This window comes from Chryseobacterium sp. Leaf394 (genome assembly GCF_001424105.1).
Lineage (GTDB): Bacteria > Bacteroidota > Bacteroidia > Flavobacteriales > Weeksellaceae > Chryseobacterium.
The window spans coordinates 189635-215822 of record NZ_LMQH01000012.1 but is presented as its reverse complement, the minus strand read 5'-3'; the positions used below and the strand labels follow the sequence as shown (position 1 = coordinate 215822).

The window sequence follows — 26188 nt, the reverse complement described above, 5'->3', positions numbered from 1 at the left end:
GTTTCCGTTGGAAAGGGAAGGTTTTGAAAGCGTTCCGATCAAAGGATTGACAAATTCTTCAGGATTTTCGGGAGCTTTCTCGATCCACTGAGATTTTATTTGAGTAAAAGGTATAATTAAAAGAAGTAGAAGCGCTTTTTTCATTTTAAAAATAAGTTTAAACTTAATGTGAAATTTTGGAATGAAAAGGTAAAGATTTTATGTTAAATGATTCTAAGAATATTTTGAAACTTTGTTCGGTTAAAACTAGTTTTTTTGTTGACCAATCTTTTTCTATACCATTTGTTGATTTACATTCTGCACTCCCTTTGTCATCCCGTAGGGATCTAAACGTAGTATTAGTGATGTTATGTGGAGAGTTTCGGATTGATATCTTTTTTCTTCTAAAAATAATAGTGACAACAAAAAACAATACCCTAGCCGCGATGGAAACGGCATCCTTTTTTGTGGCGGACGGAACGGAGTGGAGACCGGTGCAAAAAAGATACAGTGGACAGCGGGAAACAGCTCCTGAAAAAATTCGTGTTTTATTGGCCCAATTTATTTTTCGCGGTACTTGATTAAGACTGAGGAATTATCCTGCATTTTGTTATCTTTGCAAATTACATAGTTCTTAAATGAAAAACATACGAAATTTTTGCATAATCGCCCATATTGACCACGGTAAATCTACTTTGGCAGACCGTCTTTTGGAGTACACCAACACGGTGACTCAGAGAGAATTACAGTCTCAGACGCTTGATGATATGGATCTGGAAAAAGAACGTGGGATCACGATAAAATCTCACGCCATCCAGATGGATTATGAGCTTAATGGTGAAAAATATATTTTAAACCTTATCGATACACCGGGACACGTAGATTTTTCTTACGAAGTTTCCCGTTCGATTGCGGCTTGTGAAGGTGCACTTCTGATCGTTGATGCTGCGCAAAGTATTCAGGCACAAACGATTAGTAACCTGTATCTTGCTTTGGAAAATGATTTGGAAATTATTCCGATTCTGAATAAAATTGACCTTCCGTCTGCGAATCCTGAGGAAGTTACCGACGAAATTATGGGACTGATCGGCTGTAAATATGAGGATGTTCTTCGTGTTTCGGGAAAAACCGGTGAAGGAGTGCACGAATTGCTGGAACAGATCGTTGCAAGAATTCCTGCTCCTGTGGGAGATCCGAAAGCGCCGCTTCAGGCATTGATTTTTGACTCGGTTTACAATCCGTTCAGAGGAATTGAAGCGTATTTCAAAGTGGTGAACGGAAGTATTTCTAAAAATGAGAAAATCAAATTCTTCGCTACAGGAAAAGAATACGGTGCTGATGAGGTGGGAACTTTAAAACTGAAACAAGTTCCGAAGAAAACAATTGAATGTGGCGATGTAGGATATATTATTTCCGGAATTAAAGATGCCCGTGAGGTAAAAGTGGGAGATACCATCACTTCTTTTGTGAATCCTGCTGAAGCGCCGATTGACGGTTTTGAGGAAGTAAAACCAATGGTTTTTGCCGGAATTTACCCGATAGAATCTGAAGATTTTGAGGAATTGAGATTTTCACTTGAAAAATTAAGACTGAATGATGCTTCTCTGGTTTTCGAACCTGAAAGTTCTGCAGCACTTGGTTTTGGTTTCCGTTGCGGATTCTTAGGAATGCTTCACATGGAAATCGTTCAGGAAAGGCTGGAGAGAGAATTTGATATGAACGTAATCACGACGGTTCCCAACGTGTCGTACCACGGATATTCCAAGAAAGATCCTGAAACTACCATTTTAATTAACAACCCGTCTGAAATGATTGATCCCAATCTATTAGACAGAGTGGAAGAACCATACATAAAAGCATCAATCATTACAAAATCTGATTTCGTAGGTCCTGTAATGACGCTTTGTATTGAGAAAAGAGGTGAGATCGTTAACCAAAGTTATCTGACTGCAGACCGGGTGGAACTGACCTTCAATATGCCTTTGGCTGAAGTTGTTTTCGACTTTTATGACCGTCTGAAATCTATTTCTAAAGGATATGCATCATTCGATTATTCACCGATCGGAATGCGTTCTTCTAAGTTGGTAAAAATGGATATCCTAATCAACGGAGATATGGTAGATGCCTTATCTTCACTGATTCACGATTCGAATGCGTATTACATCGGTAAAAAAATGTGTGAGAAACTGCGCGAACTGATCCCGAGACAGCAGTTTGATATCGCTGTTCAGGCCGCTTTGGGAGCGAAAGTTATCGCCAGAGAAACCATTAAAGCTTTGAGAAAAGACGTTACCGCGAAATGTTACGGTGGTGATATTTCAAGAAAGAGAAAGCTACTTGAAAAGCAGAAAGAAGGGAAGAAGAAAATGAAGCAGATTGGTAGAGTAGAGGTGCCGCAGTCGGCGTTTATGGCTGTTTTGAAGCTGAATGATTAGGAAGGAAAGAGCCAGGTAAAAAGTTAAAAGAGCCAAATGGAATGGCTTGATATAAAGTAAATCCGCAGATTTTTTCTGCGGATTTACTTATTGTAAATAGTGGATAGATCTTTGATTTTTAATAATTTTTTCATCAATTGAAATTTCAAATTCTTTCGAAAAAGCTTTAAAAAATACGATCTTCGCGTTTCTCTTGTTCCCTTTTTCAAGATGTGGAAAAGAATAAATCAAAATTTCATTAGGTTTTAATTCAAAATAGGGATTCTCTGGTAGTTCTAAACAATTCATTATTGTGTAATTGCTATTTCTGATAAATTGAAACTGAGAATTATTAGAAACATACAAAGCTACAGCAGAACCATCAATCAGAATTCTTAGAGTTTTAGTCGAAATATTTTTAATGAAAATAGGAAAGGCTTTATGTTTTTTTATTTTGTCTGTTCCGTAATCTCTTTTATAGAGAGGAATTGTATCTTTTTCTTTGACTGTAACCGCAAGATTTTTATTTGATAAAGACTCATATAAATCTTCTTTAGTTTCTAAAATTTCAATTTCTTCATTTATAAAATATGGGCTTTGAATATTATTTAAAGAATCTCTAAAAGTATTTGTTCTAGCAGATAATTTCTTTTCATTGATACCTGGCGGAGGCGGAGGTTCGGGCATGATATTTTTAAAATATTTGATCTCAACTTTCCCAGAATCGTAGCCTTTGTAAAACAGATTTGTACCCGCTTCGTTTCCATCTTCATTAAATTTCTGAATTGTCAACTTCTCATCCTTAGTAAAGCTCAAAATAATATCATCTGCAAAAGTTTTTTCTTCTTTGCAGCCAATGAATAAGACAGTTAGAATCAAAAGAAATCTTTTCATTTAATATTTTCTAAGAATTCTGAATGTACAAAAAAACCGCTTCAACTGAAACGGTTTGCTGTTTATTTTTTAGTATATTTTATTTCGATGGTCTTATATTCTTTGCCGGTTTTAGAATCAGGGCCGTACATTTCTAAAGTCTGATGGGTGTTATCCACAAAAGTGTAGACTTCCCTCACGTCGCAGTCTTTGCCGGGTCTTGACGGATCGGTTATTTTGCCTTTAAATTCAATGGATTTTTTGGCAGCATTCCATTCGCCTTCCATGTTCATAAATCCTGTTCCCATGTTGTCGATCCAGGTGCTGATGAATTTCTTTTTAGAATTGTCATAACCTGTGATGCTCATTCCTTCGAAAGGCATTCCCATAAAATCTCCCTTGTGTTCGCTGGTTTGGTAACGTCCGTCAAAGATCATTTTGTTGGTCGTTGTTGAGGTGCTAGTGGTGGGTTTTCCGCCGTCTTCCATCCACATGGTATTTTCTCCGGACCATACGCCGTCAGATTTTGCGAGCATTTTCTGCATTTCTCCCGGTGTCGCAAATTCCATCCACGCTTTGGTGGCGGTTGCAGAATCTACAGGTTTCCATTCTTCTTTTTCTTTCGATGCAGTTGCGTCTGAATCTGTTTTGACATCCATCTTTACTTTATCGCATGCGACAAATAGCAATGCAGCGCTGGCTGCGAAAATTAATTTTCTCATAATTACTTAGTTTTAAAATGATTATAAATTTAGTTATTTATTAATTTCAAAAAAATATTTTTTAATCTTGAAATTCAGATTTCTAATTCATAATTTTGTGTATTCATAACGCAAATTAAATTATGGATTCTCCAAAAAAACTACAGGATATCAAAGTTGCCGTCGATGCCGTTATTTTCGGATATTTTGATAAGAAAGATCTACAGATCCTTTTGATTAAACGAAATGTTGACCCGTTCAAAGGCGGCTGGGCGCTGCCTGGAGGTTTGGTTTTGGATGATGAAAATCTTGACGATGCCGTAAAAAGAGAATTGCAGGAAGAAGCGGGCATAAAGCCTGATTTTCTGGAACAACTCTATACTTTTGGGAACACAGGTCGTGATCCGAGAAATCGGGTAGTTTCAGTAGCTTATTTAGGTTTGGTTAATCCGTCTTATCACGAACTGTTCGCCGCTTCCGATGCAGATGATGCACAGTGGTTCAGTGTAAATCAGCTTCCGAAACTTGCGTTTGACCATCAGAAAATTATTGACATCGCGTTAAAGAGACTCCGCACCAAAATCCAGTATCAGCCGGTCGGTTTTAATCTTCTGAATGACGAGTTTGTTTTTTCCGAACTTGAAAATCTTTACACCACCATCATCGGAAAGGAAATCGACAGAAGAAATTTCAGAAAAAAAATCATGAGCTACGGCTTGCTCAACGAAACATCTCAGTTTAAAAAAGAGGGCAGCGGAAGGCCTGGGAAACTGTTTACCTTCAATCAGGAAAAATATAAAGAGCTTGAGGAGGAAGGTTTTTATTTTGAGATTAAATGATAGTCAATTTTAAAATTGTTTTGTTATTTTAGCTTGACAATGTAAATGTTAATTAAAAACCAAAAAAATTTTATAAATGGGAATGATTGGAAATTTACTTCGAGTAAAGGAATCCGAGCTTGAAGAGTATTTTAGGGATAGTACCCTTTTAGAAGCTATAATTTATAAAGACGAATCAGACAATGAGAATCTTACTGATATTGACAAAGCTTGGGAGGGAATAATTTTTTTGCTTACAGGCGAAGGCATAGCAAGTTCAGAACATCGGCTTACAAGAATATTATTTAGTGGGCAATTTATTGATGAAGAACAAGATTTAGGATATGGTCCAGCTCATTTTTTAAGACCAGATGAAGTTTTAGAGTTAAGTGAAGAAATTTCCAAAATAACGATCGAGGATTTAAAACAAAGATTTGATCCTGAGAAAATGTCAGAAGAAGGAATTTATCCTGAAATTTGGGATGAGGAAGAAGATGCTTTTAATTATTTGGCGGAAGAATTTATCGCTGTTCAAAAAACTTTTGCTGAAGCAGCTAGCAATGGTGAAGCTATAATAACTTTTATTAACTAAAAAGTAAAGAATTTTATCCTAAAAAGAGATCAAAAAATTTATAATAACATTGAAAAAATATATTAAGTAAAACGGGCTTTTGCCCGTTTTTTTTATAAACAAACAGTCCATTGGCTTTAGCCTAAACTTAAACGAACAATAAATCAATTGTCGAATTTGTGAAAGATACTTGTTTGATTTATTAAATGTGAATGTTTTTTTTTACTGAAAATCAATTGGTTAAATTCATTAGCGTAAAATAAACACAAATAAATTTGGAAGAAAAGTTAAAGCTGCTTACATTTGTGTAACAATAACGCAATTAAAAGTATTTTAAGATTAAAGATTGAGCTTACTATGCATATTTAGATTAGCGTAAAAACAACACAAATAAAATTTAATTATGGAAGAAGACTTAAAACCCAGATTTATCGAGTCATTACAGAGAAACAATGACCAGATTAGAGAAGACCGCGCCCAAACCATTGGAGAAGATTCAGAATTGATATACAGGCGTAGGGTGGAAGATATTGAACTGAAAATAAAAAGACTGGAACGCGAACAGGAAGGTTTGATCGACATCAGTCCGTTAGACAGAAACAGTCTGACATTTGTAGATTTTCAGCCGGAGACATTCGTTCAGAAAGACATAGAATTATCATTATTAATCAGAAATTTAAATATTCAGCTAGAAGTTTCCAGAAAAAGATTTGAGTATTTATTTGGCAAAAAATTTTAGTTATGGGAAGTACACGATACGACATGGATGCTCGTTACGACAGAGCAAGAAGAGAAGGGTATGCATCAAAATCTGCCGGTGAAATTTTCACTCAGAATGCAAAGAGAATGGCTCACGAATCAATGAATCCAAAAGGCATTTCTTTCAGGGAATCCAGAGATTCTTCTGTTCATCCGAATTCGGTTCCTATTATTTTAGGTCTGGATGTGACCGGAAGCATGGGACATATTCCTCATGAATTAATTAAAGAAGGCCTTCCAAAATTAATGGGTGGCATTATCCAGGGTGGAGTTCCTGATCCAGCGCTTTTGTTTCTGGGAATCGGAGATCACGAATGTGACAGCTATCCGCTGCAGGTCGGTCAGTTTGAATCCGGTGATGAAGAACTGGATATGTGGCTGACACGAACCTATATTGAATCCGGTGGTGGCGGAAATGCCGGCGAAAGTTATTTAGTGGCTTGGTATTTTGCTGCTTTTCATACCAGAACCGATGCATTTGAAAAGAGAGGTCAGAAAGGATTACTTTTCACGGTTGGCGACGAACCATGCCTGAAAACACTTCCTGCTTCAGCCATCAGAGAAATTATGGGAAGCGGCCAACAGAGTTTTAAACATACAGAATTGTTGGAAGAAGCTAAAAAGAGATATGAAGTTTTCCACATCAGTGTTTTGCATTCCGGACAGGCGGTGAATGCGGATCAGGGCTGGAAAGATTTACTTGGACAAAACTGTTTATCCATCGAAGATTACAGAGATGTTCCAAAGGTAATTAAAGAGATTGTCTGCAGCAGATTTAATGAAAATCAGTTTAAAACTAAAGATTTAGGTGATATTAATAATATTCAAATGTTCTAAAAAATGAAAACAGCGCAAATAATTATAGGCTTAGGTTTTGGTGATGAAGGAAAAGGAATCACTACCGATTTTCTGGCTCAGCAGAATCCTGAGTCTGTGGTTATTCGTTTTTCTGGTGGACAGCAGGCGGCGCATACCGTTATGATGGATAATAAAAAGCATATTCACTCAAGTTTTGCAAGTGGTGCTTTAAGAGGATTACCATCCTATTTTACGGAACATTGCACCATTCATCCAACTTTTCTGTTCAACGAAATGGAAGAATTAAAGAAGAAAAACGGAAATACCGAACTTCATATTCATCCACTGGCAAAAGTTACCACGCCATTTGATGTTTTCAGCAACAGAAAAAATGTCAGAAACTTAGAACATGGAACCTGCGGGAAAGGTGTCGGAGCAACGATGAAGCGAAATGAAAGTCCGTTTAAATTATTTGCAGTTGATTTGATTTCTCCAAGATCAATGTTGATTGAAAAATTAAAAGGGATTGCCAATTATTATGGTTTTGAAGAAAGTCAGGAGATTAAAAATGCGTTACAGGATTTTTTGGAAGCCATTGATGCTATTGATTGGAAGATTGAAGGGTATTCTTATCTGAATTCTTTTAACCATCTTATTTTTGAAGGCAGTCAGGGAATTTTACTGGATATGGATCATGGTGTATTTCCGAACGTCACTTATGCCAACACGACATCAAAAAATGCATCTGAAATCTGTAAATTGTTGAATATTGAAAATATCGAAATGTTTTACGTCACGAGATCGTATTCAACCCGCCACGGAAGCGGATGGATGAGCAATGAAAGGGATTTGACATTAAAAAACAATGAAGAGGAAACCTGTATTTTTAATGAATATCAAAAAGACCTTCGCTTTGGAGATTTAGATTATAATTTATTAAATTATGCTTTGAAATTGGATGAAGCTTATGTTACTGCGACCAAGAAAAATCTGGTGGTGACCTGTCTGGATCAATTGGATGAGGAATTTAAAATAGAAAATATTAATATGAAATTTGATGAGGTTTATGGATCATATTCTCCATATTCAAAGGATTTTAAAAGAATTGATTGATGAAAGTATTAATTTTAAGATGGTATAAGGTAGATGGTGAAAACATGAAGAAGGAGACAACTGTTTAACATAAAAAATAAACAATGACAAATAAAGGCATGGCAAAAGATACATTAGACATCTTAGCTAAGAAATATTATATAAACGAGAACAACGAAAAAGTAAACATAGAAAACGAATTGGAAATCTGTAAAAGAGAAACCGTATTGTTTTCATCAGAGGAGCTAGCTGAGCTAGCAAATAAAGAACTTCCGAAAACAGATTTTGATACGACATTTGAAACATGGAACTGCAGTTCTTTAAAGGCGATTTTACGATTGGCTGAAGAAGAAAATCAGGAGAAAATCATGTGTCTGAATTTCGCATCGGCAAAAAACCCAGGTGGCGGTTTTATTAATGGAGCGGAGGCTCAGGAAGAAAGCCTCGCAAGAACTTCGGCTTTGTACGAAACTCAGCTTCAGGCTTGGGACTATTACACGGTTCATCGCGCAATGGAATCTTGTTTTTACTCAGATATGATGATTTACAGTCCGAAAGTTCCGGTTTTCAGAAAAGATAAAGGTGAATTGCTGGTAAAACCTGTTCTGTGCAATTTTATAACTTCTCCGGCTGTAAATGCAGGTGTTGTAAAGCGACAGGAACCGGAAAGAGTGAATGAGATTTTCTCGGCAATGGATGTACGAATGGATAAAATGCTCGCATTAGCTTTAAAACAGGGAAATGAAACATTGATTTTAGGAGCTTGGGGATGCGGAGTTTTTAAAAATGATCCGAAAGAAATTGCTGAATTATTCAAAAAATATCTTCATGGGAAATATAAAAATAAATTTAAAAGAGTGGTTTTTGCGGTTCTCACTAAAAAGGAAGAAATGATAAAACCGTTTGAAGAAATTTTGAAATAAACTCAACGAAATGAATATTGAATTATTAAAAGGTGATATCACCCAAATAAATACAGACGCTGTCGTTAACGCAGCCAACTCATCATTACTTGGTGGCGGTGGAGTTGACGGAGCCATTCATCGTGCCGGCGGGCAACAGATTTTGGAGGAATGCAAAGAAATTAGAAACAGACAGGGAAAATGCAAAACAGGAGAAGCCGTGGTAACAACACCCGGAAATCTTCCTGCAAAATACGTAATCCATACGGTTGGGCCGATCTGGAATAACAATGAAGAAGAATGTTCCGAACTTTTGGCAAATTGCTATAAAAACTCTTTAAAGTTGGCAGAGCGTCTCGGTGTGAAAACGATTTCCTTTCCCAATATCAGCACTGGCGTTTATGGATTTCCAAAAGAACTGGCTGCAAAAATTGCTGTGGCGGAAGCCCAGAATTTCCAATCTGAAATAATTGAAAAAGTTATTTTTGTGTGTTTTGATGACAATAATGAAAAGATTTATAGAAAACTTCTAAGTATTTAATATCATTTTTGGATTTCAGCAGATTCTTACGGCATATTTAAATTTAAAGTCTTTTAAATGAAAGGTTTCATATTCGGAAAGTTTTATCCATTTCACAAAGGTCATCAAAAGATGATTGAATTTGCCCTTGAAAAGGGAAGTGTAACTGTTTTGGTATGCGCAGAAGAAAAGGAAAAAATCGATGGCAATATCAGAAAAAAATGGATCAGGGAAACTTTTAAAGACAATCAGAATCTGAAAGTTCAGGTCTTTAAGTACAGTCAAAATGATTTCCCAAACAGCTCCGTGTCAGACTGGGACATTTCGAAAAAATGGAGCGAGGTTTTTAATGAATATTTTAAGGATGAAAATTTTCTGGTAACTTCTGAAGAATATGGCGAAATGCTGTCTGTGATTTTGGACATCGACCATTTTATGTTTGATGAAAACCGGGAAAACAGTCAGATTTCAGCTTCGGAAATCAGGGAAGATGTTTTTCAGCACTGGAATTTTCTTCCGCTGTCGGTTCAGAAATATTTCGCTTTAAAGGTTGTTTTTCTGGGTACAGAATCCACCGGAAAATCGGTGATGACGGATTATTTGTCTGAATATTTTAATTGTAATAAAGTTTCCGAAGCAGGCAGAGATCTTATTTCAGATTCGAAAGAATTTTATTTTAATGATCTTGAAAAAGTGTATACAGAACATGCCGACAGAATTGAAAATGTTGATCACAGCAAAAGCTTTTTAACGTTGATTGATACCGATGTTCACATTACAAAATCGTACGCAGAATTTATTTTTGGTGAAAAATTATCAGTCCCTCAGGAAATTACTGATATAAATAAAGCTGATCTCTATCTTTACTCAACGAAAGATGCAGAATTTATACAGGATGGAAGTCGGCTCGAAATTGATGGGAAAAATGCCTTAGACAGAAGTCACCGGAACGTTTTAAGAGAAAATAGAATTGCTTTTCTCGAAATCTCAGGCAGCTGGGATGAAAGGTTGGATGAGGCAAAACAATACATTAAAAAACTGATTTCTGAGAGATCAGGAATATTAAATTAAAAAAATGAAAAAAAGTATAAAATCAGGAATTTTCGGAGTTTGCGTTGGCGATGCTTTGGGCGTGCCGGTGGAATTTAATAAAAGAGAAACTTTAAAAACCTTTCCTGTTGAAGATATGCGGGAATTCGGATCATGGAATCAGCCGAAGGGCACTTGGAGCGACGATAGTTCTTTAACACTTTGTCTTGCAGAAGTATTGATAAAAGGTTACGACTTAGAAAAAATCGGAGAAAGTTTTGTAAAATGGAATAAATATGGACATTGGACCGCTCACGGAAGACTTTTCGACATTGGCGGAACAACAAGACATTCAATTGCGAGATTGATTAAGGGAGAAAGTGCAAAATTTTCAGGAAATATTTTTGAAGAAGATAATGGGAATGGTTCTTTAATGAGAATTCTTCCTTTAGCTTTTTATCTTAAAGACGAAGAAAATATTGAAGAGCTATATCAAACCGTAAAAGAAGTCTCATCAATTACTCACGGGCATTTTCGTTCCGTTTTTGCGTGCTTCATCTATGTGATCTTTGCTATTGAATTAATTAAAGGAAAAAATAAAACAGAAGCTTATGCTGATACTCAAAAAACAGCTTTAAAATTTGCGGAAGAGCAAGGTTTCAACCCAAAAGAGATTCAACTTTTTGACAGAGTTTTAAAAAATGATATTTCAAAATATGATGAGGAAACTATTAGCTCTTCAGGTTATGTACTTTCAAGTTTGGAAGCTTCTCTTTGGTGTTTTCTCACTACTGAAAGTTATTCTCAGGCAGTATTGAAAGCCGTCAATCTGGGAGACGATACCGATACCACCGGAGCCATCACCGGAGGAATTGCAGGGATTTATTATGGTTTTGAAAATATTCCTCAGGAATGGGTGTCTCATCTGGTGAGGAAGGAAGATATTGAAAATATGTGTATTAAATTAGAAAATAAGCTATTCCCAAATCAGGAATGATCACCAACAGGTATAATAACTGAGAACGTTGTACCATAGTCTTTGAAGCTCTGAACCTGAATCTGCCCGTTATGTAGTTCAATGATTTCTTTACAGAGATAAAGTCCTATACCAAATCCTGCAATCGATCTGCTGCTTTCATCCTTTACTCGGTAGTAACGGTCAAATATTCGGTGCTGATCTGCTTCAGGGATTCCTATACCATGATCGGTCACAGTAATTTTTAATCTGTTATCACCTAAATCTGAATATTCTATAATAATTGGACTGCCAGCAGGTGAGTATTTAACAGAGTTTCCGATGAGATTATGAAGTACCTGTGATATTTTTCCGCGGTCGGCAAGGATTAGTTTCTGACCCGAAGATTTAAAAACAAAATTACGGTTTTGCGTAGTTGAAAGCACTTCATCTTCAATTTCGGCAAACAATAATTCGAAATCAAAAACTGTTTTTTCAATGTGCATCTGTGCAGAATCCAGTCTGGAAACATTCAGGAAGCCATTGATCATACCGTTCATATAATCTACCTGCTTTAAGGACTTTTCAAGCATATTCTGCTGTTTGGAGCTGTCTTTATTTGCTCCAATACGTTGGATCATCTGGAGGTATGCTTTTAATGAAGTAAGAGGTGTTTTAAGTTCATGACTTACCATTCCCATAAAATCATCTTTTCGCTGGTCTTCCTTTTTCTGTTCAGTAATATCCCTCAAAGTACCGTTAAGGCTTAAAGCACTGCCGTCTTTATCAAAGAAAACTCTGCCGTTCGCCTGCAAGAGTCTTACTTTTTGATCTGTTTTATTCTGGATTCTATATTCGATAAAATAATGACCATCTGAATCTTCACGAAGCGAATTGCTGATGGCTTCAATTACACGGTCACGGTCTTCCGAAACAATGACATCTAATGCCACAGACAGGTCTATATTTTCTTCTGAAGACAATCCGAACCAGGTCTTAAGCAGATTATTTCCGGAAAAAAGGTTTGTCGCCGGCTGATAATAGAATGTTGCCAGTTCACCTGCATCAATAGCAAGTGCCAGCATCTGCTGATCGTTCTCATTTTTGCGGCGCTGTAAAATTTGTTGTGTAATCTCTTCCAGAATCACAAGAACACCTGAAACTTCACCCTGATCAGAAAAAATAGGTTGATATATGGAGTTTACAATTGCATCTCTCAAACCATCCTCATGGTGTAATTTTACTGTGAACTCAGCGTTGATTCTGGGCTTTCCGGTAAGAAAGACTTCGGTGAGCCACTTATTTACAGGTTGGTTAAGCAATTCCGGACGGGCCTCCTCATGAGGTAGGCCTATAACTTCTGATTCTGCACGTCCCCAGATCTGGAGAATAGCAGGATTGGCGATTTCTATGACGTGATCAGCTCCTTTAAGCATTGCAATTCCAACCGGAGCCTGCTCAATAATTGTGCGGATATACTCCTTGCTTTCTGCCAGCTGCTTTAGTGAAAGGCTGAGTTCTTCATTGGTCGCTGTAAGCTCTTCCAGTGTTGCTGCCATTTCCTCATTAAGCGCATGTTCCTTTTCTTCTTTTTCTTTTATCTGCTGCAAAAATTCACGACGTGAGGTCACTTCAAGTGCTGTGTTGAGTATGCACCAGGTTTTACCATCCTGATCTGTGAGTGCTTTATATTCGTAATCGAAATAATCGAGTTTTTCCTCTCCGTTTTTTATCAGTTTTGCAGGAGCTTCATAAACAGAATATGTTTTACCGGAACGCCAGACTTCCTGTAAAAGTTTTAAAAATGGTTGCCCTTCCAGTTCAGGAATTGCCTCCATCAAAGTTTTGCCTATTACAGAAGAGTCTTTACCCCACAAATCAAGCATTCCCGCATTTGCAAAGCGGATTACAATATCTTCACCTGAATAAATGGCTGTTGGAGCCGGTGAAGAAGCCAGTGCCTGAATAATTAAATTCTGGCTGAAGCTTTGGTCTGATAAGGATTCCTGATTAAACATAAACGTAACAAATATAAGTAAAGTCTTTTTATTGTTACTGAATTATGGTATATTGATTTAGAAAAAAAAGGATTTATCCGACCGAATAAATCCTTTTATAATTTAAAGAAGACGATTTTTAATTCTTCTTTTTGACTTTAGATTTTACCTTTTTCACCTCTTCTTTGATGAACGGATATTTTTTCTGCATATCCGAAGCCAAAGTAGGATCAAGTTCAAGCGCATTCTGTAATGCTTCTTCGCCTTTCGTCTGCTCTCTCAGGTTAAACCAGCAATTGCTGAGCTGATAGTATAGTTCTGCTCTGTTGTGCGATTTTAAAGCAATTTTAAGCACGGTAACAGCTTCTTCGTACTCACCGACCAACATTAAGACTTCACTGTAGGCATACCAGTTGTAAAAACGGGATGGTTCAGTGTCTACCAGTTTTTTCAGGCAGGCCAGACTTTCCTCAAATCTTCCCGATTCTATGAAAAGAAATGCCAGTCTTTTCTGGTATTCAAGATTATTTTCATTCAGATGAGTTGCTTCTTTGGCAAAATGCAGTGATTCTGCCATGGCACCCATTTCTTCGTACAGATACGACTGCTCCATCATCGACAGATAAAACTGAGGGTCTTCTCTCAACGATTTCTGGAAATAGGTAAGTGCCACAAAAAGCTGTTTCTGCGCTTTAAAGCAAAGTCCGATTTTATAAAAAGTAAATGCTTTGGTGTATTCAAGTTCCAGCATTTCTTCATACACTTCGATGGCTTTGTCAAACTGCTTCAAAGCTTCATAACAGGCGGCTTTACTTGCATAAACACCTACTGCGCTGGAGTTGATTGCCAAAAGATAATCAAACCCACGGATTGCTTCTTCGTAATTTTTTCTGTTGAAATAAAACTGTCCGTACTCGCTCCATGCCACTTCAGAGAAGGCAAAATCATCCAGATATGAATTCAGGAAGGCAATTGCTTCGTCGGTTCTGTTGAGTTCATTGAAGCAGATCATGATATTTTCCAGCGAATATTCATCTGTAGGATCATCTTTAAGTGCTTTCTGATAATGTTTCAGAGCATTGAAAGGATCGCCGAGATTGATGTATTCGTCTGCAATAAAATTGTTGAGAAAATTTTCTTCTTCACCAAGTTCCAGAGCCTGTTTGCAAATTGCAATAGACTTTTTAGGGTTTCCCAGGTTTGAATAATACTTTGCGTAGCACACCATGAAATCAGTATTTTCCATGGATGCTCCTTTCAGCTCATCAATAAGTTCTTTTGCAGAAGTATAATCTTCCCACTCGAGTAAAACTTCAAGTCTTTTTATTTTTATTTCCAAAGAATTTGGATGAAGCTTCAGACCGTAATTTACTGCAATATCAGCATAATTAAAGTCCCCAAGCTCAAGGTAATAAACAATAATGTCTTCCAGTTCTTCGGTATCGAAGTAGAATTCATCATTGCTCTCCACCATTTCTTCGAACTTTTTTACAAGTTCATTTTCAAAATATTCTTCCAATATAGTATCTCGCCGTTATTTTCAAAGCTCAAAATTGATTTATAAACTTCGAAAAAACTTTTTTAATTAAATTTAATAATGTCCTTTCAATGATTCTATAAAAATAGTTTCATCAATGACCTCATATACAATTCTGTGTTCTGTATTTATTCTCCGGCTCCAAGAACCTGCTAAAGTATGTTTCAGTTGCTCCGGTTTACCAATTCCTTGAAACGGATGTTGAAGAATATCTTCCAGAAGTTCGCTGATTTTTTTCTGTACAGCTTTATTTCCGGATTTTTTCCAAAACTCAAGATCCTTATGAGCCTGTTTGGTAAATTCTATTTCCATAGCTCATCAAGTGCGATTTTTTTTGTATCCCCTTTCATGATTTCCTGTCTTGATTTATGTATTTTCTCAACAAAATTTTTATCGTAAGGTTCTTCAATAAAATCTACCTCAATTGCCTTTAGAACTGCTTTTATTTTTGTCAGTTCTTTTTTATTTTTAGGATTAATGGTAATTGTCATTGCACTGTTATTTCTCTATTAAAAGTACAAAAATTCTGAATCAAATCAAACTTTTTATCTTTTCAATCATTTTGTCTCCCAGATCGTCAGCTTCTTCCTGTGAAAATGCTTCAGTGTAAATCCTGATAATAGGTTCCGTATTTGATTTTCTAAGGTGAACCCAGTTATTTTCAAAGTCAATTTTCACGCCGTCAACGGTAGAGACCTCTTCATTTTGATACTCTTTTTCCATTTTAGTTAAAATTGCATCTACGTCAATTTCCGGAGTAAGCTCAATTTTTTTCTTACCCATGAAGTAAGCTGGATATCCTGCTCTCAGTTCAGACACTGTTTTGTTTTCTTTTGCCAAATGGGTCAAAAATAAAGCCACACCTACCAAAGAATCTCTTCCGTAGTGAAGTTCAGGATAGATAATTCCACCGTTTCCTTCACCACCAATAACTGCATCTTTTTCTTTCATCAGATTCACTACATTCACTTCTCCTACCGCACTTGCAAAGTATTCTGAACTGTGTGTTTTTGCCACATCTCTCAATGCGCGGCTTGAAGAAAGGTTTGAAACTGCAACGCCGTTTTTATTTTTCAGAAGATAATCTGCTACAGCCACCAAAGTGTATTCTTCGCCAAACATTTCACCTTTTTCATCAATCAAAGCCAGCCTGTCAACATCAGGATCAACAACGATTCCTACATCTGCTTTTTCTTTAATCACCAATTCACAAATATCTCCCAAATGCTCTTTTAAAGGCTCGGGATTGTGAGGGAAATGGCCAGTCGGATCACAGTATAATTTTACTGTTTCGCAGCCTAATTTATCCAAAAGCATCGGAATTGCGATTCCTCCTGTAGAATTTACGGCATCAAGAACGACCTTATATTTTTTCGCTTTAATGGCATCAACATCTACCATTGGCAAATCTAAAATCTGCTGAATATGAATGTCAAAAGCGTCATTTCTTGTTTCATATTTCCCTAAATCATCCACTTCTGCGTAGTTGAAATCTTCGTTTTCTGCTAGTTCTAAAACTTCAGCACCATTTTCACCGCTGATGAATTCTCCCTTTTCGTTTAAAAGTTTTAAAGCATTCCACTGTTTTGGGTTGTGAGAAGCTGTCAGTATAATTCCACCATCGGCTTTCAATTCAGGAACCATGATTTCAACGGTTGGAGTCGTTGAAAGTCCCAAGTCAATCACGTTGATTCCTAAGCCCTGTAACGTTGCGGTAACCAGTGAATTAACCATCAGTCCGGAGATTCTGGCATCACGACCGATGATCAGGGTTAAATCTTTCTTATTCTTATTATTCTGAAGCCAGGTTCCGAAGGCAGACGCAAATTTTACAACGTCCAGTGGGGTAAGATTATCGTTTACTTTTCCGCCAATGGTGCCACGGATTCCTGAGATTGATTTTATTAATGACATTATATTTTAAATTTTTAGTTTTCAGAATTTAAATTAAAATGCAAGCTGCTGATTTATTTTTAAATCATCTGAAAAAAGAGATTATCTATATTTTAATTTTCCGGTTGCAAAGATACTCAAAAGAAGACGAACTTATAAAACAGGAATCTTTTTCTCGATTATATCATAATTCCTTTTCAAGACCTTCGGTGGAGGAAATCTGTAACCAAAGTACAGCAGACCAAAAACGTTACTGTTGATAACTTCTGAGCTGGAATCTTCTTTATAAAACGATGAGGTTACATTAAGCTTGGCACCAAACAGAAATTTTCGCGAATTGTATCCCAGATGAATTCCTGTCCCGAATTTACTTGTCAGATATCTGTCTTTTTCCGGATCGGATTTTGTTCCGTCCGCAAAATCAGTTCGGTAAGACGACCATTTTCCTCCAATTCCCGCAAATATGTAGGGTGCGAAATTTATTTTCTCTGCAATCACCCAATTGTAATGATATCCAAGGTTTAAACCGAGATTGTATTGTCTTTCCCTGCTTTTCAGACCATCATTTCTGTTACTGAAATAGGACAGATCATATTCAAGAACAGGAATCAAACTTCCACTGCTTTCTTTCTGCCATTCCCGCTGATAATAGATGCTTTTCAAAGAAAAGTCTTTATTAAATACATAAGAAGTGCTGCCACCAAAAGTCTGAATTCTCAAATCCGGAAATTGAAGATAGGGATCTGTACCCTTTTGCCAGTCGGGGAAAAAATCCGCCATGTTGTCGACATAAAAACCTTTGATATTGCGGTAATTAAATGACTGAATAAACTGGTTGGGGAAAAATCTAAATACAAAATCTGTGTAAGAGCTTTCACCTTTCAGGTTATTGTCATTATTTCCCGGAAGAATATCCGGTGCGAAAGACAACGCTGCACTGATCATTTTGTAATCCACAGAAAAGGAAGTTCTGGTTTTGTTGTTGATGGTCAGTCTGGTTTGGAGATTTCCTGCATCTGAATTATAGCTTGCTACAAAGTCTTCGATATTGGTGTCGAAATTAATTCTCAGCATTACCTGTTCTTCATAAGAAATAATTTTTGCAGAATCTATTTTGCTCTGTGCATTTGCCGGCACAAAAGATATTGTTAATCCTAAAAAAATGAAGAATTTTATCAAGTAGATGTGTTTAATTCGAGGTTTAAATTACTGCAAATTATTTAAAATTAGAAACAGTCATAATTTCTTCTCGCAGTTTGTATTGACGGAATTCAAGTAAATAAGTTATTAGAATTGGAAAATTTACCAAACGCAAATGTGTAAGAACAAAAGCTTTTTTCAAAAACAAAGAATAACCGGAGAACTTATCACATTGAAATATCAATTCATATTGCAGCATAAAAAAGGAAAAAGAACTTCTGAGATCAAAGTTAAAGATTCCCGAAAATCTCATCAGTAGAAAAACTGAGTTCAGGAAATGTTTTTGAAGTAATTATTTCGCCTTCTGTGAAAGGTTTTAAGCCAATGTAAATTCCGTCCTTTAGCACAAAAACCTGAATATTTTTATCTGTAGGATGCACAATCCAGTATTCAAAAACACCTGCCTCTTCGTAAATACGATATTTGAGATCCTGCTCTTTTTTTGTATTTCCCGGGGAAAGAATTTCAACAATTAAATCTGGTGCTCCTAAACAGCCTCTGTCGTCCAGTTTTTGCAGATCACAGATCACACACAAATCCGGTTGCAAAACAGTGGAAATATTCCCATCTTTATCAGGAAAACGTACGTCAAATGGTGCATAATATAATTCACATGGGTGTTTTCTGAAAAAATCATCCAAAACCCTCGTAATGTTTAAAGAAATTTTCTGATGAATTCTCGCGGGAGCAGGGCTCATTTTGAAAACTTTTCCTTTAAAAAGTTCTATTCTTTCTTTAAACTTCCACAAAAGATAATCAGCGTAAGTGTACTTTTTATTGGGGTCAAGTTGGTTGATATCAGTAATTTCCATGCTGTGATTTTTAACAAAGTTAAAGAAAAAAAGGAAGATTGTTTTCTAAGAACATCCGCAATCATTGTCACAGCCTGTTCTTTTCGAATCAAATTTTTTCGGGGCGAAGTTTTTCTTTAAAATTCTAAACAGGGCATAGCACGCAAATCCGAAAACCAACGCGAGAATAATGTATTGAATGATAAGAGAAGTTTCCATTGTTGAAATGATTTGATTTTAAAACTTTGTCAAAGTTATAAGCGCCATGCAAAAACTTTGACAAAGTTGGCTTTTTCCCACTCAGGAAATACAAACAACCGATTTCCTTTTTCTGATTATTTTAATATCTGATAAGCAATAAGCGACACAAAATATGCCAAACCGGTCATCATGGCCAGCTGAAAGCCAGTCCATTTCCAGCTTTTTGTTTCTTTGTAGACGATAGCAACGGTCGAAGCACACTGCATGGCGAACGCATAAAAAAGCAATACTGAAATTCCGGTAGCAAAACTGAAAACTTTGCTGCCGTCAGGTTTAACGTCGCTTCTCATTTTGTCGATCACTTTCCCTTCGGGAGCGTCATCGTCCAGACTGTATAAAGTCGACATGGTTCCTACAAACACTTCTCTTGCAACGAAGCTCGTCAGAATTCCAACGCCCATTTTCCAGTCGTAACCGAGTGGTGCGATAGCAGGTTCGATGGCTCTTCCCATTCTTGCGAGGTAGGAGTGATCGAGTTCAACATCAGTTGCTACGATTTCGTTTTCATTAAGTTTCGGACCGAAATAACTTAAAACCCAGATAATAATACTGACTACGAAAATAATCTTTCCGGCTCCGGTGATGAATTCCCAGACTTTACCTAACACAAGTTTAAAATCATACCAGAAAAGCGGTTTTTTATAGGTTGGAAGATCCATGACGAGATAGGATTTCCCTTTTTCTTTAATAAAATATTTCAGGATGAAAGCAGACAGAAGTGCAACAAAAAATCCTAAAAGATACATTGCCAAAAGAACCAAAGCTTTGTAGGAAATGCCGAAGAAATTGTCGTCAGAGATAATCAAGCCGATCATAATGCTGTACACCGGAAGCCTTGCTGAACATGTCATAAAAGGTGTTACCAGAATTGTAAGCAGTCTTTCTCTGAGGTTCTCAATATTTCTTGTAGACATCACGGCGGGAATTGCACAGGCCGTTCCTGAAACCAGTGGAACGATACTTTTTCCGTTGAGACCAAAAGGCCGCAGAAATCTGTCCATTAAAAAAACAACTCTCGCCATATATCCCGAATCCTCCAGAATGTAAAGGAAGAACAGTAAAATTCCGATTTGCGGAGCAAAAATAACGATGCCGCCAACGCCCGGGATAATTCCGTTCGAGATTAATGAATTTAAAGGTCCTTCGGGCAAATGTTCGCCAGAAAAGCCAGACATCCATGCAAAAAGCCCGTCAATCCAGTTCATCGGATATTCTGCGAGGAAGAAAACCGACTGGAAGATTATCAGAAGCACCAAAAGAAAAATAATATAGCCCCAGAATTTATGAACAAGAACTTTATCTAATTTCTCGGTCAGAAGTTCCTTGGCATTTTGCTTTTTTGAAATAATTCCCTGAAGCATTTTGTCTGCAAGCTGGTATCTTCTTACCGTCTCCTGAACCTGTATTCTTTTTGGGTTTACTGATTTTAAACCTGAATTTTCATCGGCAGGATTTTTTTTATCCGAGTCGAGGGAAATGCTCAGCCAGGCTTTGTAAGCGTTTTCTGAATTTTGCTGGGCAACAATTTTTTCAACCAAATTTTTATGTTCAGTTGGAATATCAAAATAGGGAACAGAGGTATTTTTAAATTCATTTTTCAGAATTGACTCTTTTAATTCCACAATTCCGGTCTGTTCTTTAGCGTTGGTCTGAATGATTTTTAAACCTAATGTTTCTTCAAGTTTTCGTACATCGATGTCAACACCTCTTCTTTTTGCCTGATCGACTTGGTTCAGAACTACAATCATTGGCAAACCTGCATCCAGTATCTGTTGCAGCAAAAGCATTCCACGTTTGATGCTTAGTGCTTCAAGAATGTAGATTACTCCGGCATAGTTTTTTTTGTCAAGTAAAACTTTAGAGAATATAGCTTCATCCTCAGAACTCGGATAAATGCTGTATGATCCTGGTAAATCGGTGATTTTTACTTCTTCATTTTTATAAGAATAGTTTCCGGAATGGCTTGAAACGGTTACTCCGGCGTAGTTTCCGGTTTTCTGTGTTGTATTGCAGAGTGCATTGAAGAGGGTAGACTTTCCCACATTGGGATTCCCAACCAAAAGCACCTGTTTTTCGTGATTTTCCTGCATTTAGATCAATTCTTCAACAATAATAAAATCTCCTTCTTCTTCTCGGAGAGCAATCCGGCTTTTTTCTTCCCCAAACTCCACGTAAATAGGCCCGTTAAAAGGTGCCTGATACAATATTTTAAAGGAAGTTTCAGGAAGCATACCCATTTCAATGATCTTTGTAGGCATGCTGAGATGCTCATTGTCATAACCTTTTATTATTCCCTTTTTGTTTTTCGGGAACCGACTCAGTTTCTGTGGATCTTTCTGTTTCAAAGCTGAAAATTTGTCGTGCAAATATACGTTATTTAAAGTAAATCTAAATTAGAGCAAAAAAACAGACCCAAACACATTGCTGTATCTGGGTTTGCTTCTAATATAGTTAAGTTAAATATGAATGTGCGTTTATTTTGCTTTTTCAGTACCTGTTCTTTCTACTTCGCCTACTGTTAAAGCTCCGTAAGCAGGTTCTATTTCGTTATCTACAGCTTTGAAGAAATCTTTGTACTGTTTCTCCTGTTTTTTAATCATATCCCCTACCGTTCCGTCCATTCCCGGGATAGACTGAGACATGATTTCTTTTGTCAGCATCGGTCTCATGGTAGCGAAAGGATCTTTCTTAAATTCGTTGAATTTTTTCTCAAATTTATCTCTCGGCATTTCGTTCACTTTACCTCCTTTAGCCTGCATCATATTTTCGATGTAAGAATATTCTGTGTAGTCCTGTATTTTTTTATTTCCCTGCAAAACCCATGAGTAATCTTTAGCTTCGTCTTCGATCTTTACAATTAAACCCGGAAGTCCTGAAAATTTGTATGGCCCGTCCTGAAAAGGAATATCTGAACTGAACCAAGCCGTCCATTTTCTACCTCCGAATTCTGTAGTAGCTTTCTGGGTGTTGTATTCCCCGATTTTCTGTTTGTCTGAAAGAATCTTCCATGCAAATTTCGGTTCTTCAACATAACCGATGTTGGCTGGTGTAAATCCGCTTGTGATTTTTTCCACAAACTGAATTTTCATTGTAGGATAGGTTTTGTAAACTCTTGCAGAAAGTTTCGGCATCTTGATCAGTTTAGAAAGATCTTTCATCTGACCCGATTTCTGCATCGCTTCAATTTCTAATTTCATAATAGAATCCTGAGCAATGATGGTGTAATCCTGATAGACAGATCTGTTCTTATCTGTGATATCCAGAATAGTGATTACCTTATCAGTTTTTGTGGAATCTTTTTTAGGCTTAAAGTTAAGTTCGTAAAAAAACCTGTTTGCGGTTTCTTTGGCATCCTGAGCATTGGCGAATACCGCCGTTGCAATTAAAAATATTGAAAATAGTTTTTTCATATTAAAAGTAAATGTTTCTCTATTAGTTTGAAGTAGAGGCAAAATGTTACAGAATTTTTAAACTTAATTTTAAACAGGATTAAAATTTAAGTATTTATTATGCTGGAAATCAATGATTCCGATAGCATAATTTTTGATGTCAGAAAGAGAACAACACAAAATAAATTATTATGGATACGCTGAAACAATTAAAAGACGAGCTCACACAAGAGTACAAAACCACAAAACAGTTTTTTGATATTTATCCCGAAGACAAAGGTGAATATAAGCCGCACGAAAAAAGTATGGCAATAAATCATCTCGTGACGCACATTGCAGAAATTTTTGGATGGGCAGGTTTTATGCTGAATTCTTCTGAGTTGGATTTTGCTGACAGTTCAATGCAACCGAAATTACTTACTACCAGACAGGAAATTTTAGAAACTTTTGAAAACAATTTCCAGCAAAGTATTAAGGCTCTTGAAAATGCTACAGAAGATGATTTGACACCGTACTGGGCTTTAAAACATGCCGGGCACGAACTGGCAAAATGGACAAAATACGGAGCGATCCGCCACAGTTTGGATCAGATTACCCACCACAGGGCTCAGCTCGGAGTTTATTACCGGCTGAATGATATTGAGCTTCCCGGAAGTTATGGGCCGACTGCCGACAACGAAAATTTTTAAAATTAAAATGAAAGCAAAAAAAATATCCCTCTCAAATCTGAAAGGGATATTTTTATTATTTAAAGTTAAATTTCACTGTAAACATAACCTGGCTTGGTCTGAGCTGAATTCTGGTGTAAGTAAGAGAGTTCAGCGTTCCGTTAAGATCATAGGTTTCAAAAACTTTTCTGTTGCTGATGTTCATCCACTTCAGTTCAAAATCAATTTTCTTTTTTGACCATGTAAACTGGTAAGAAAGATCAAAGAATGGGTTTCTGTAGGTAGTGTCGTTGTTTGTAGTGTTCAACTGATCCCATGAAAAACCGATGTTGTGATCTTCGAGAGGATAGAAGAATACAGCTAAATTATGATTGTATCCTCTGTTGATACCCAAAGTTCCTGTACGGCCTTCCTGTTTTGTACGCGAAAGATTCATGTTGAAATCCACACTCATCCAGCTGAAATACGTGTTGTTTAACTTAAAACCGTAAGACTGGTTGTTGTTTTTGTTTTTAAATCTAACTTCGTCAAGGAAAGCATCAGAAAGTGACGTCGTATTTCTGTAGTTTACAGATGCATTCGTTTTAAATGAAGGGAAATATTTTCCAACTTCTGCGCTCAGCCTGTTGCTTTTAGCATGATTTTCAATATCCAGATACTGCATCAATGTAAATCCTGTATTTGGATCAAGCAAAGGTGCAGAAAGTAGATTTCTTTTACTGTCGGAATAAGAATAGTTTACATTAAAAAACAAATTGTTCAGTGGATTTCTATATTCAAGTCTTGAGCCCAAAGCAGAAGTTGTTGTCTGCGGAATTGGATTGTTTGCGTCCATCACGTTAAACCCGTTTGGTGAAAGCAGCATATAACCTGCATAGGCTGTCTGAATATCACCGAAATTATTGCCCACATTGGCATTAACACTGGCTTTCCAGAATGATGCAAAAGTATACTGCGCAAATAAATTCGGGGTAAATGTGGTTCTGTTTAAATCTTTTGAAACTCCTCTCACGTCATCTTCAGCTTTGATGCTGGTGAAATTTACCGGTAAATTGGCAAACACATTCCATACATCTGTTTTGTAGTTTATACCTAATGAAGCGTTAGGATTGATTTCTGTGAATTTCAGATTGTTTTCGTATGCCGGACCGTTAAAATTTGGTATTCCTGAAAGGGCAATTGCATTGAAATCGGTATCCAATCTGTCATTTGAAAAGTCAAACCCAACTGATGGCGTAAACGTCCAGCCTTTTTTGGTAAAACTGATGTTCGCTGAATGTGAAGTATCTAAAGTTTTAAGTCTGAAATTCTGCTGTGCAACGGTATTGGGAAGAAATGCGATCGTTCCTATCGGTGCATCTTCGTTTTCTCTGAATGGAAAACGAAGGTAGTCTGCCGGTGATACTTTCAACATTTGCTGATCATCCTGATAGCTGATATATGATCTGAGGTTTACCATCTTTTCTTTCCAGGGTATGATAGTGCTCAAAGAGTTCTGGAAATTTGAGGTAGGAGATTCTACTGCCTGTCCTGCAGATCTTCCTTCTCTTACCGCAAATGCGCGGTCTGCATTCCAAAACTGGCTGAAGCTGGTTGAGTTTTTAAAGAAACCTTTCTTGGCATTTTTTGTGAAAAGTAATTCTCCTCTTACCTTGTCGGTGTAGAAATCGTTTCTGGTGCTGTTGATGACCTTGCTTCCTGCCAAATCTCCTGTCTGATAAGTCGTTTCTTTGTAATCTTCTCTCTCAACCGCATTATTGGTATAGTTGGCAATAGCTTTCAGTTCCCACTGTTTTGCCTTGTCAATATTGGTTAAATAGTTTGCAGAGGCGTAGTGTACATTGTTGAACAAGTATCTTTTAACCGGCGTGCTTGGTGTACCGGAAGTTTCCACGTTCAACCAGTCATTTTGAGAAACATTTCCACGTCTGCCTTCCCAAGGGTTGTAGCTTCCCAGGATATTTCCCTCATTTTCTACCTGATCTCCAACGTTATTTGTTTTATAGTTAACTACCCACTGGCTGGTTTTGCTGAAAAACATTGGGGTCAGTTTTACATTCCACAAAAGAGGATCTGCACCAATTCCCACTTCGCCACGACCTGTCATGGTCACAGATTTTTTAAGCTTGATATTGATGGCAGCTGCATCAGAAGGTATTTTACCCTGAAGCATTTTTACCGGCTGGTGATTTTCCAAAACCTCAAGTTTTGCGATGGCATCTTTAGGTAATGAGTTGGTTATTGTTCCGTAACCGCCTTCCATAAGGTCTTTTCCTTCTACATAAAATTTGTTGATGGCATTTCCCTGATACAGAACCGTTCCGTCTGCATTCACTTCAATTCCCGGTATTTTTTTCATGACGTCGGCCAAAGTACGGTCACTTTTGCTGTCGAATGCTTTCAGATCGTATGCAATGGTGTCGCCTCGCGCGGTAATCAGTTTGGTTTTGAGCTGTACTTCTTTGATTTCTGTAGCTTCAGACTGCATCTTGAAATTCAGATTCTGATCTGAATTGCTGATCTGCTTTGTGATAGGCTTTTGGTTAAACCCTTTCACTTTAAGGTCTACATTGCTCTCGGATGAGGTAAAGGTAATTTTGTATTCCCCCTTGGCATTGGTAATTCCATACGCAAGAATGGCGTCTTTGCCGGGTTCTTCAATCGTCACACTGGCACTTGGGATGCCCACTCCGTCTTCATCGGTAATTTTTCCTGAAACCGTTTTCTGCGAAAATACCATCACAGAAAAAAACATCAGAACAAAGAGGAAAAAATTTTGTTTCATATCAAGTTATTTATTTTTTTAAGTTTCTTAAAACCGTTTTTTAATCCTGAAAATTCAGGACAAAATGATTTCGGAATTTATTATTTGAACTATTAGTTTAAAAGAATCAGGATTTGTTACTACTCATAGAGATATAATTTTTTTGAAATAGTTAAAACACAGTTCACAAGTGAAAAGAAAAGCGATCAGGAACGGTATTAAAATTCACTTTCTGTTGACTGGAATCTGTGATGCGGAAAGTTTTTAAGACAAAGGA

At 36.9% G+C, this 26188-nt stretch carries 26 protein-coding genes; 12 read left to right on the top strand and 14 right to left on the bottom strand.

The genetic code is table 11. From position 1 onward, the window contains the following. Nucleotides 1-144, bottom strand: a 144-nt coding sequence (locus ASG21_RS20640; RefSeq protein WP_241773527.1) for a hypothetical protein, incomplete at its 3' end; no start/stop codon positions are given. Between the two features lie 56 nt (nucleotides 145-200). Here ASG21_RS20640 and ASG21_RS16455 point away from each other — a divergent pair. Both ASG21_RS16455 and lepA read left to right on the top strand, forming a co-directional pair. Next, nucleotides 201-560 carry a hypothetical protein gene (locus ASG21_RS16455; protein ID WP_056083033.1) on the top strand — a complete coding sequence of 120 codons (360 nt, stop codon included), beginning with the start codon at nucleotides 201-203 and terminating at the stop codon, nucleotides 558-560. Between the two features lie 57 nt (nucleotides 561-617). Beyond that, nucleotides 618-2414 carry a translation elongation factor 4 gene (lepA, locus tag ASG21_RS16450; protein WP_056083030.1) on the top strand — a complete coding sequence of 599 codons (1797 nt, stop codon included), beginning with the start codon at nucleotides 618-620 and terminating at the stop codon, nucleotides 2412-2414. An 87-nt stretch (nucleotides 2415-2501) separates the two neighbouring features. Here the strand turns inward: lepA and ASG21_RS16445 are convergent, their stop codons facing one another. Continuing rightward, a complete protein-coding gene (locus ASG21_RS16445) occupies nucleotides 2502-3287 on the bottom strand; it encodes a hypothetical protein (protein ID WP_056083028.1) in 786 nt (261 codons plus the stop codon). Between the two features lie 62 nt (nucleotides 3288-3349). Then, nucleotides 3350-3988: a DUF1579 domain-containing protein gene (locus ASG21_RS16440; protein ID WP_056083026.1), complete on the bottom strand. Its 639-nt coding sequence runs from the start codon at nucleotides 3986-3988 to the stop codon at nucleotides 3350-3352. Between the two features lie 122 nt (nucleotides 3989-4110). Here ASG21_RS16440 and ASG21_RS16435 point away from each other — a divergent pair, with 122 nt between their 5' ends. The 9 genes from ASG21_RS16435 to ASG21_RS16395 all read left to right on the top strand — a co-directional run bounded on the left by ASG21_RS16435 (nucleotide 4111) and on the right by ASG21_RS16395 (nucleotide 11453). Beyond that, on the top strand, nucleotides 4111-4806 hold the full coding sequence (locus ASG21_RS16435; protein WP_056083024.1) for an NUDIX domain-containing protein: 696 nt from the start codon (nucleotides 4111-4113) through the stop codon (nucleotides 4804-4806). A 76-nt stretch (nucleotides 4807-4882) separates the two neighbouring features. Continuing rightward, entirely contained in the window at nucleotides 4883-5377 is a 495-nt protein-coding gene (locus tag ASG21_RS16430; protein WP_199767888.1) for a YfbM family protein, read from the top strand. A 382-nt stretch (nucleotides 5378-5759) separates the two neighbouring features. Then, on the top strand, nucleotides 5760-6095 hold the full coding sequence (locus ASG21_RS16425; RefSeq protein WP_056083022.1) for a hypothetical protein: 336 nt from the start codon (nucleotides 5760-5762) through the stop codon (nucleotides 6093-6095). A 2-nt stretch (nucleotides 6096-6097) separates the two neighbouring features. After that, nucleotides 6098-6952, top strand: a complete 855-nt coding sequence (locus ASG21_RS16420; protein ID WP_056083019.1) for a hypothetical protein — start codon at nucleotides 6098-6100, stop codon at nucleotides 6950-6952. 3 nt (nucleotides 6953-6955) lie between these two features. Next, entirely contained in the window at nucleotides 6956-8026 is a 1071-nt protein-coding gene (locus tag ASG21_RS16415; RefSeq protein ID WP_056083016.1) for an adenylosuccinate synthetase, read from the top strand. An 83-nt stretch (nucleotides 8027-8109) separates the two neighbouring features. Further along, nucleotides 8110-8928: a TIGR02452 family protein gene (locus tag ASG21_RS16410; RefSeq protein ID WP_056083012.1), complete on the top strand. Its 819-nt coding sequence runs from the start codon at nucleotides 8110-8112 to the stop codon at nucleotides 8926-8928. Between the two features lie 10 nt (nucleotides 8929-8938). Then, a complete protein-coding gene (locus tag ASG21_RS16405; RefSeq protein WP_056083010.1) occupies nucleotides 8939-9448 on the top strand; it encodes an O-acetyl-ADP-ribose deacetylase in 510 nt (169 codons plus the stop codon). A 57-nt stretch (nucleotides 9449-9505) separates the two neighbouring features. Then, entirely contained in the window at nucleotides 9506-10498 is a 993-nt protein-coding gene (locus tag ASG21_RS16400; protein WP_056083006.1) for an AAA family ATPase, read from the top strand. A 4-nt stretch (nucleotides 10499-10502) separates the two neighbouring features. Next, a complete protein-coding gene (locus ASG21_RS16395; RefSeq protein ID WP_056082999.1) occupies nucleotides 10503-11453 on the top strand; it encodes an ADP-ribosylglycohydrolase family protein in 951 nt (316 codons plus the stop codon). Here ASG21_RS16395 and ASG21_RS16390 read toward each other — a convergent pair. The 10 genes from ASG21_RS16390 to ASG21_RS16340 all read right to left on the bottom strand — a co-directional run bounded on the left by ASG21_RS16390 (nucleotide 11444) and on the right by ASG21_RS16340 (nucleotide 22500). Then, nucleotides 11444-13429, bottom strand: a complete 1986-nt coding sequence (locus ASG21_RS16390; protein ID WP_056082997.1) for an ATP-binding protein — start codon at nucleotides 13427-13429, stop codon at nucleotides 11444-11446. The genes ASG21_RS16395 and ASG21_RS16390 overlap by 10 nt on opposite strands. Nucleotides 13430-13547: 118 nt before the next feature. Then, nucleotides 13548-14927, bottom strand: coding sequence for a tetratricopeptide repeat protein (locus ASG21_RS16385; protein WP_056082993.1), 1380 nt, complete (start codon nucleotides 14925-14927; stop codon nucleotides 13548-13550). A 72-nt stretch (nucleotides 14928-14999) separates the two neighbouring features. After that, entirely contained in the window at nucleotides 15000-15257 is a 258-nt protein-coding gene (locus ASG21_RS16380) for a Txe/YoeB family addiction module toxin (RefSeq protein WP_056082990.1), read from the bottom strand. Continuing rightward, nucleotides 15248-15436, bottom strand: coding sequence for a DUF2683 family protein (locus ASG21_RS16375; protein WP_056082987.1), 189 nt, complete (start codon nucleotides 15434-15436; stop codon nucleotides 15248-15250). Before ASG21_RS16375 ends, ASG21_RS16380 begins: the two co-directional genes overlap by 10 nt. A gap of 40 nt (nucleotides 15437-15476) precedes the next feature. Then, the gene (glmM, locus tag ASG21_RS16370) at nucleotides 15477-16859 is read right to left on the bottom strand and encodes a phosphoglucosamine mutase (protein ID WP_056082983.1); all 1383 of its coding nucleotides are present in this window, start codon (nucleotides 16857-16859) and stop codon (nucleotides 15477-15479) included. Between the two features lie 132 nt (nucleotides 16860-16991). Further along, a complete protein-coding gene (locus ASG21_RS16365) occupies nucleotides 16992-18017 on the bottom strand; it encodes a DUF4421 family protein (RefSeq protein WP_056082979.1) in 1026 nt (341 codons plus the stop codon). Between the two features lie 251 nt (nucleotides 18018-18268). Continuing rightward, nucleotides 18269-18850, bottom strand: coding sequence for a Uma2 family endonuclease (locus ASG21_RS16355; protein ID WP_056082974.1), 582 nt, complete (start codon nucleotides 18848-18850; stop codon nucleotides 18269-18271). Nucleotides 18851-19164: 314 nt separating this feature from the next. After that, nucleotides 19165-21180: a ferrous iron transport protein B gene (gene feoB, locus ASG21_RS16350; RefSeq protein ID WP_056082971.1), complete on the bottom strand. Its 2016-nt coding sequence runs from the start codon at nucleotides 21178-21180 to the stop codon at nucleotides 19165-19167. Continuing rightward, entirely contained in the window at nucleotides 21181-21411 is a 231-nt protein-coding gene (locus tag ASG21_RS16345; protein ID WP_241773526.1) for a FeoA family protein, read from the bottom strand. It abuts the gene before it with no gap. A gap of 153 nt (nucleotides 21412-21564) precedes the next feature. Further along, nucleotides 21565-22500 (bottom strand): GLPGLI family protein, encoded by a 936-nt coding sequence (locus ASG21_RS16340; RefSeq protein ID WP_056082968.1) that lies wholly within the window; start codon nucleotides 22498-22500, stop codon nucleotides 21565-21567. Nucleotides 22501-22670: 170 nt separating this feature from the next. Here ASG21_RS16340 and ASG21_RS16335 point away from each other — a divergent pair, with 170 nt between their 5' ends. Then, the gene (locus ASG21_RS16335; protein ID WP_056082964.1) at nucleotides 22671-23168 is read left to right on the top strand and encodes a DinB family protein; all 498 of its coding nucleotides are present in this window, start codon (nucleotides 22671-22673) and stop codon (nucleotides 23166-23168) included. 55 nt (nucleotides 23169-23223) lie between these two features. Here the strand turns inward: ASG21_RS16335 and ASG21_RS16330 are convergent, their stop codons facing one another. Further along, complete coding sequence (locus ASG21_RS16330; protein WP_056082961.1) at nucleotides 23224-25932, bottom strand: hypothetical protein; 2709 nt, start codon at nucleotides 25930-25932, stop codon at nucleotides 23224-23226. Nucleotides 25933-26188 lie beyond the last annotated feature (256 nt).

What these genes read in the sequence shown, in the direction of transcription:
- feoB (WP_056082971.1), bottom strand. Translation starts at nt 21,180, where the DNA reads ATGCAGGAAAATCACGAAAAACAGGTGCTTTTGGTTGGGAATCCCAAT.
- ASG21_RS16335 (WP_056082964.1), top strand. Translation starts at nt 22,671, where the DNA reads ATGGATACGCTGAAACAATTAAAAGACGAGCTCACACAAGAGTACAAA.
- ASG21_RS16405 (WP_056083010.1), top strand. Translation starts at nt 8,939, where the DNA reads ATGAATATTGAATTATTAAAAGGTGATATCACCCAAATAAATACAGAC.
- ASG21_RS16420 (WP_056083019.1), top strand. Translation starts at nt 6,098, where the DNA reads ATGGGAAGTACACGATACGACATGGATGCTCGTTACGACAGAGCAAGA.
- ASG21_RS16455 (WP_056083033.1), top strand. Translation starts at nt 201, where the DNA reads ATGTTAAATGATTCTAAGAATATTTTGAAACTTTGTTCGGTTAAAACT.
- ASG21_RS16355 (WP_056082974.1), bottom strand. Translation starts at nt 18,850, where the DNA reads ATGGAAATTACTGATATCAACCAACTTGACCCCAATAAAAAGTACACT.
- ASG21_RS16375 (WP_056082987.1), bottom strand. Translation starts at nt 15,436, where the DNA reads ATGACAATTACCATTAATCCTAAAAATAAAAAAGAACTGACAAAAATA.
- ASG21_RS16390 (WP_056082997.1), bottom strand. Translation starts at nt 13,429, where the DNA reads ATGTTTAATCAGGAATCCTTATCAGACCAAAGCTTCAGCCAGAATTTA.
- ASG21_RS16430 (WP_199767888.1), top strand. Translation starts at nt 4,883, where the DNA reads ATGGGAATGATTGGAAATTTACTTCGAGTAAAGGAATCCGAGCTTGAA.
- ASG21_RS16445 (WP_056083028.1), bottom strand. Translation starts at nt 3,287, where the DNA reads ATGAAAAGATTTCTTTTGATTCTAACTGTCTTATTCATTGGCTGCAAA.
- ASG21_RS16340 (WP_056082968.1), bottom strand. Translation starts at nt 22,500, where the DNA reads ATGAAAAAACTATTTTCAATATTTTTAATTGCAACGGCGGTATTCGCC.
- glmM (WP_056082983.1), bottom strand. Translation starts at nt 16,859, where the DNA reads ATGTCATTAATAAAATCAATCTCAGGAATCCGTGGCACCATTGGCGGA.
- ASG21_RS16435 (WP_056083024.1), top strand. Translation starts at nt 4,111, where the DNA reads ATGGATTCTCCAAAAAAACTACAGGATATCAAAGTTGCCGTCGATGCC.
- ASG21_RS16415 (WP_056083016.1), top strand. Translation starts at nt 6,956, where the DNA reads ATGAAAACAGCGCAAATAATTATAGGCTTAGGTTTTGGTGATGAAGGA.
- ASG21_RS16395 (WP_056082999.1), top strand. Translation starts at nt 10,503, where the DNA reads ATGAAAAAAAGTATAAAATCAGGAATTTTCGGAGTTTGCGTTGGCGAT.
- ASG21_RS16330 (WP_056082961.1), bottom strand. Translation starts at nt 25,932, where the DNA reads ATGAAACAAAATTTTTTCCTCTTTGTTCTGATGTTTTTTTCTGTGATG.
- ASG21_RS16380 (WP_056082990.1), bottom strand. Translation starts at nt 15,257, where the DNA reads ATGGAAATAGAATTTACCAAACAGGCTCATAAGGATCTTGAGTTTTGG.
- ASG21_RS16400 (WP_056083006.1), top strand. Translation starts at nt 9,506, where the DNA reads ATGAAAGGTTTCATATTCGGAAAGTTTTATCCATTTCACAAAGGTCAT.
- ASG21_RS16410 (WP_056083012.1), top strand. Translation starts at nt 8,110, where the DNA reads ATGACAAATAAAGGCATGGCAAAAGATACATTAGACATCTTAGCTAAG.
- lepA (WP_056083030.1), top strand. Translation starts at nt 618, where the DNA reads ATGAAAAACATACGAAATTTTTGCATAATCGCCCATATTGACCACGGT.
- ASG21_RS16425 (WP_056083022.1), top strand. Translation starts at nt 5,760, where the DNA reads ATGGAAGAAGACTTAAAACCCAGATTTATCGAGTCATTACAGAGAAAC.
- ASG21_RS16440 (WP_056083026.1), bottom strand. Translation starts at nt 3,988, where the DNA reads ATGAGAAAATTAATTTTCGCAGCCAGCGCTGCATTGCTATTTGTCGCA.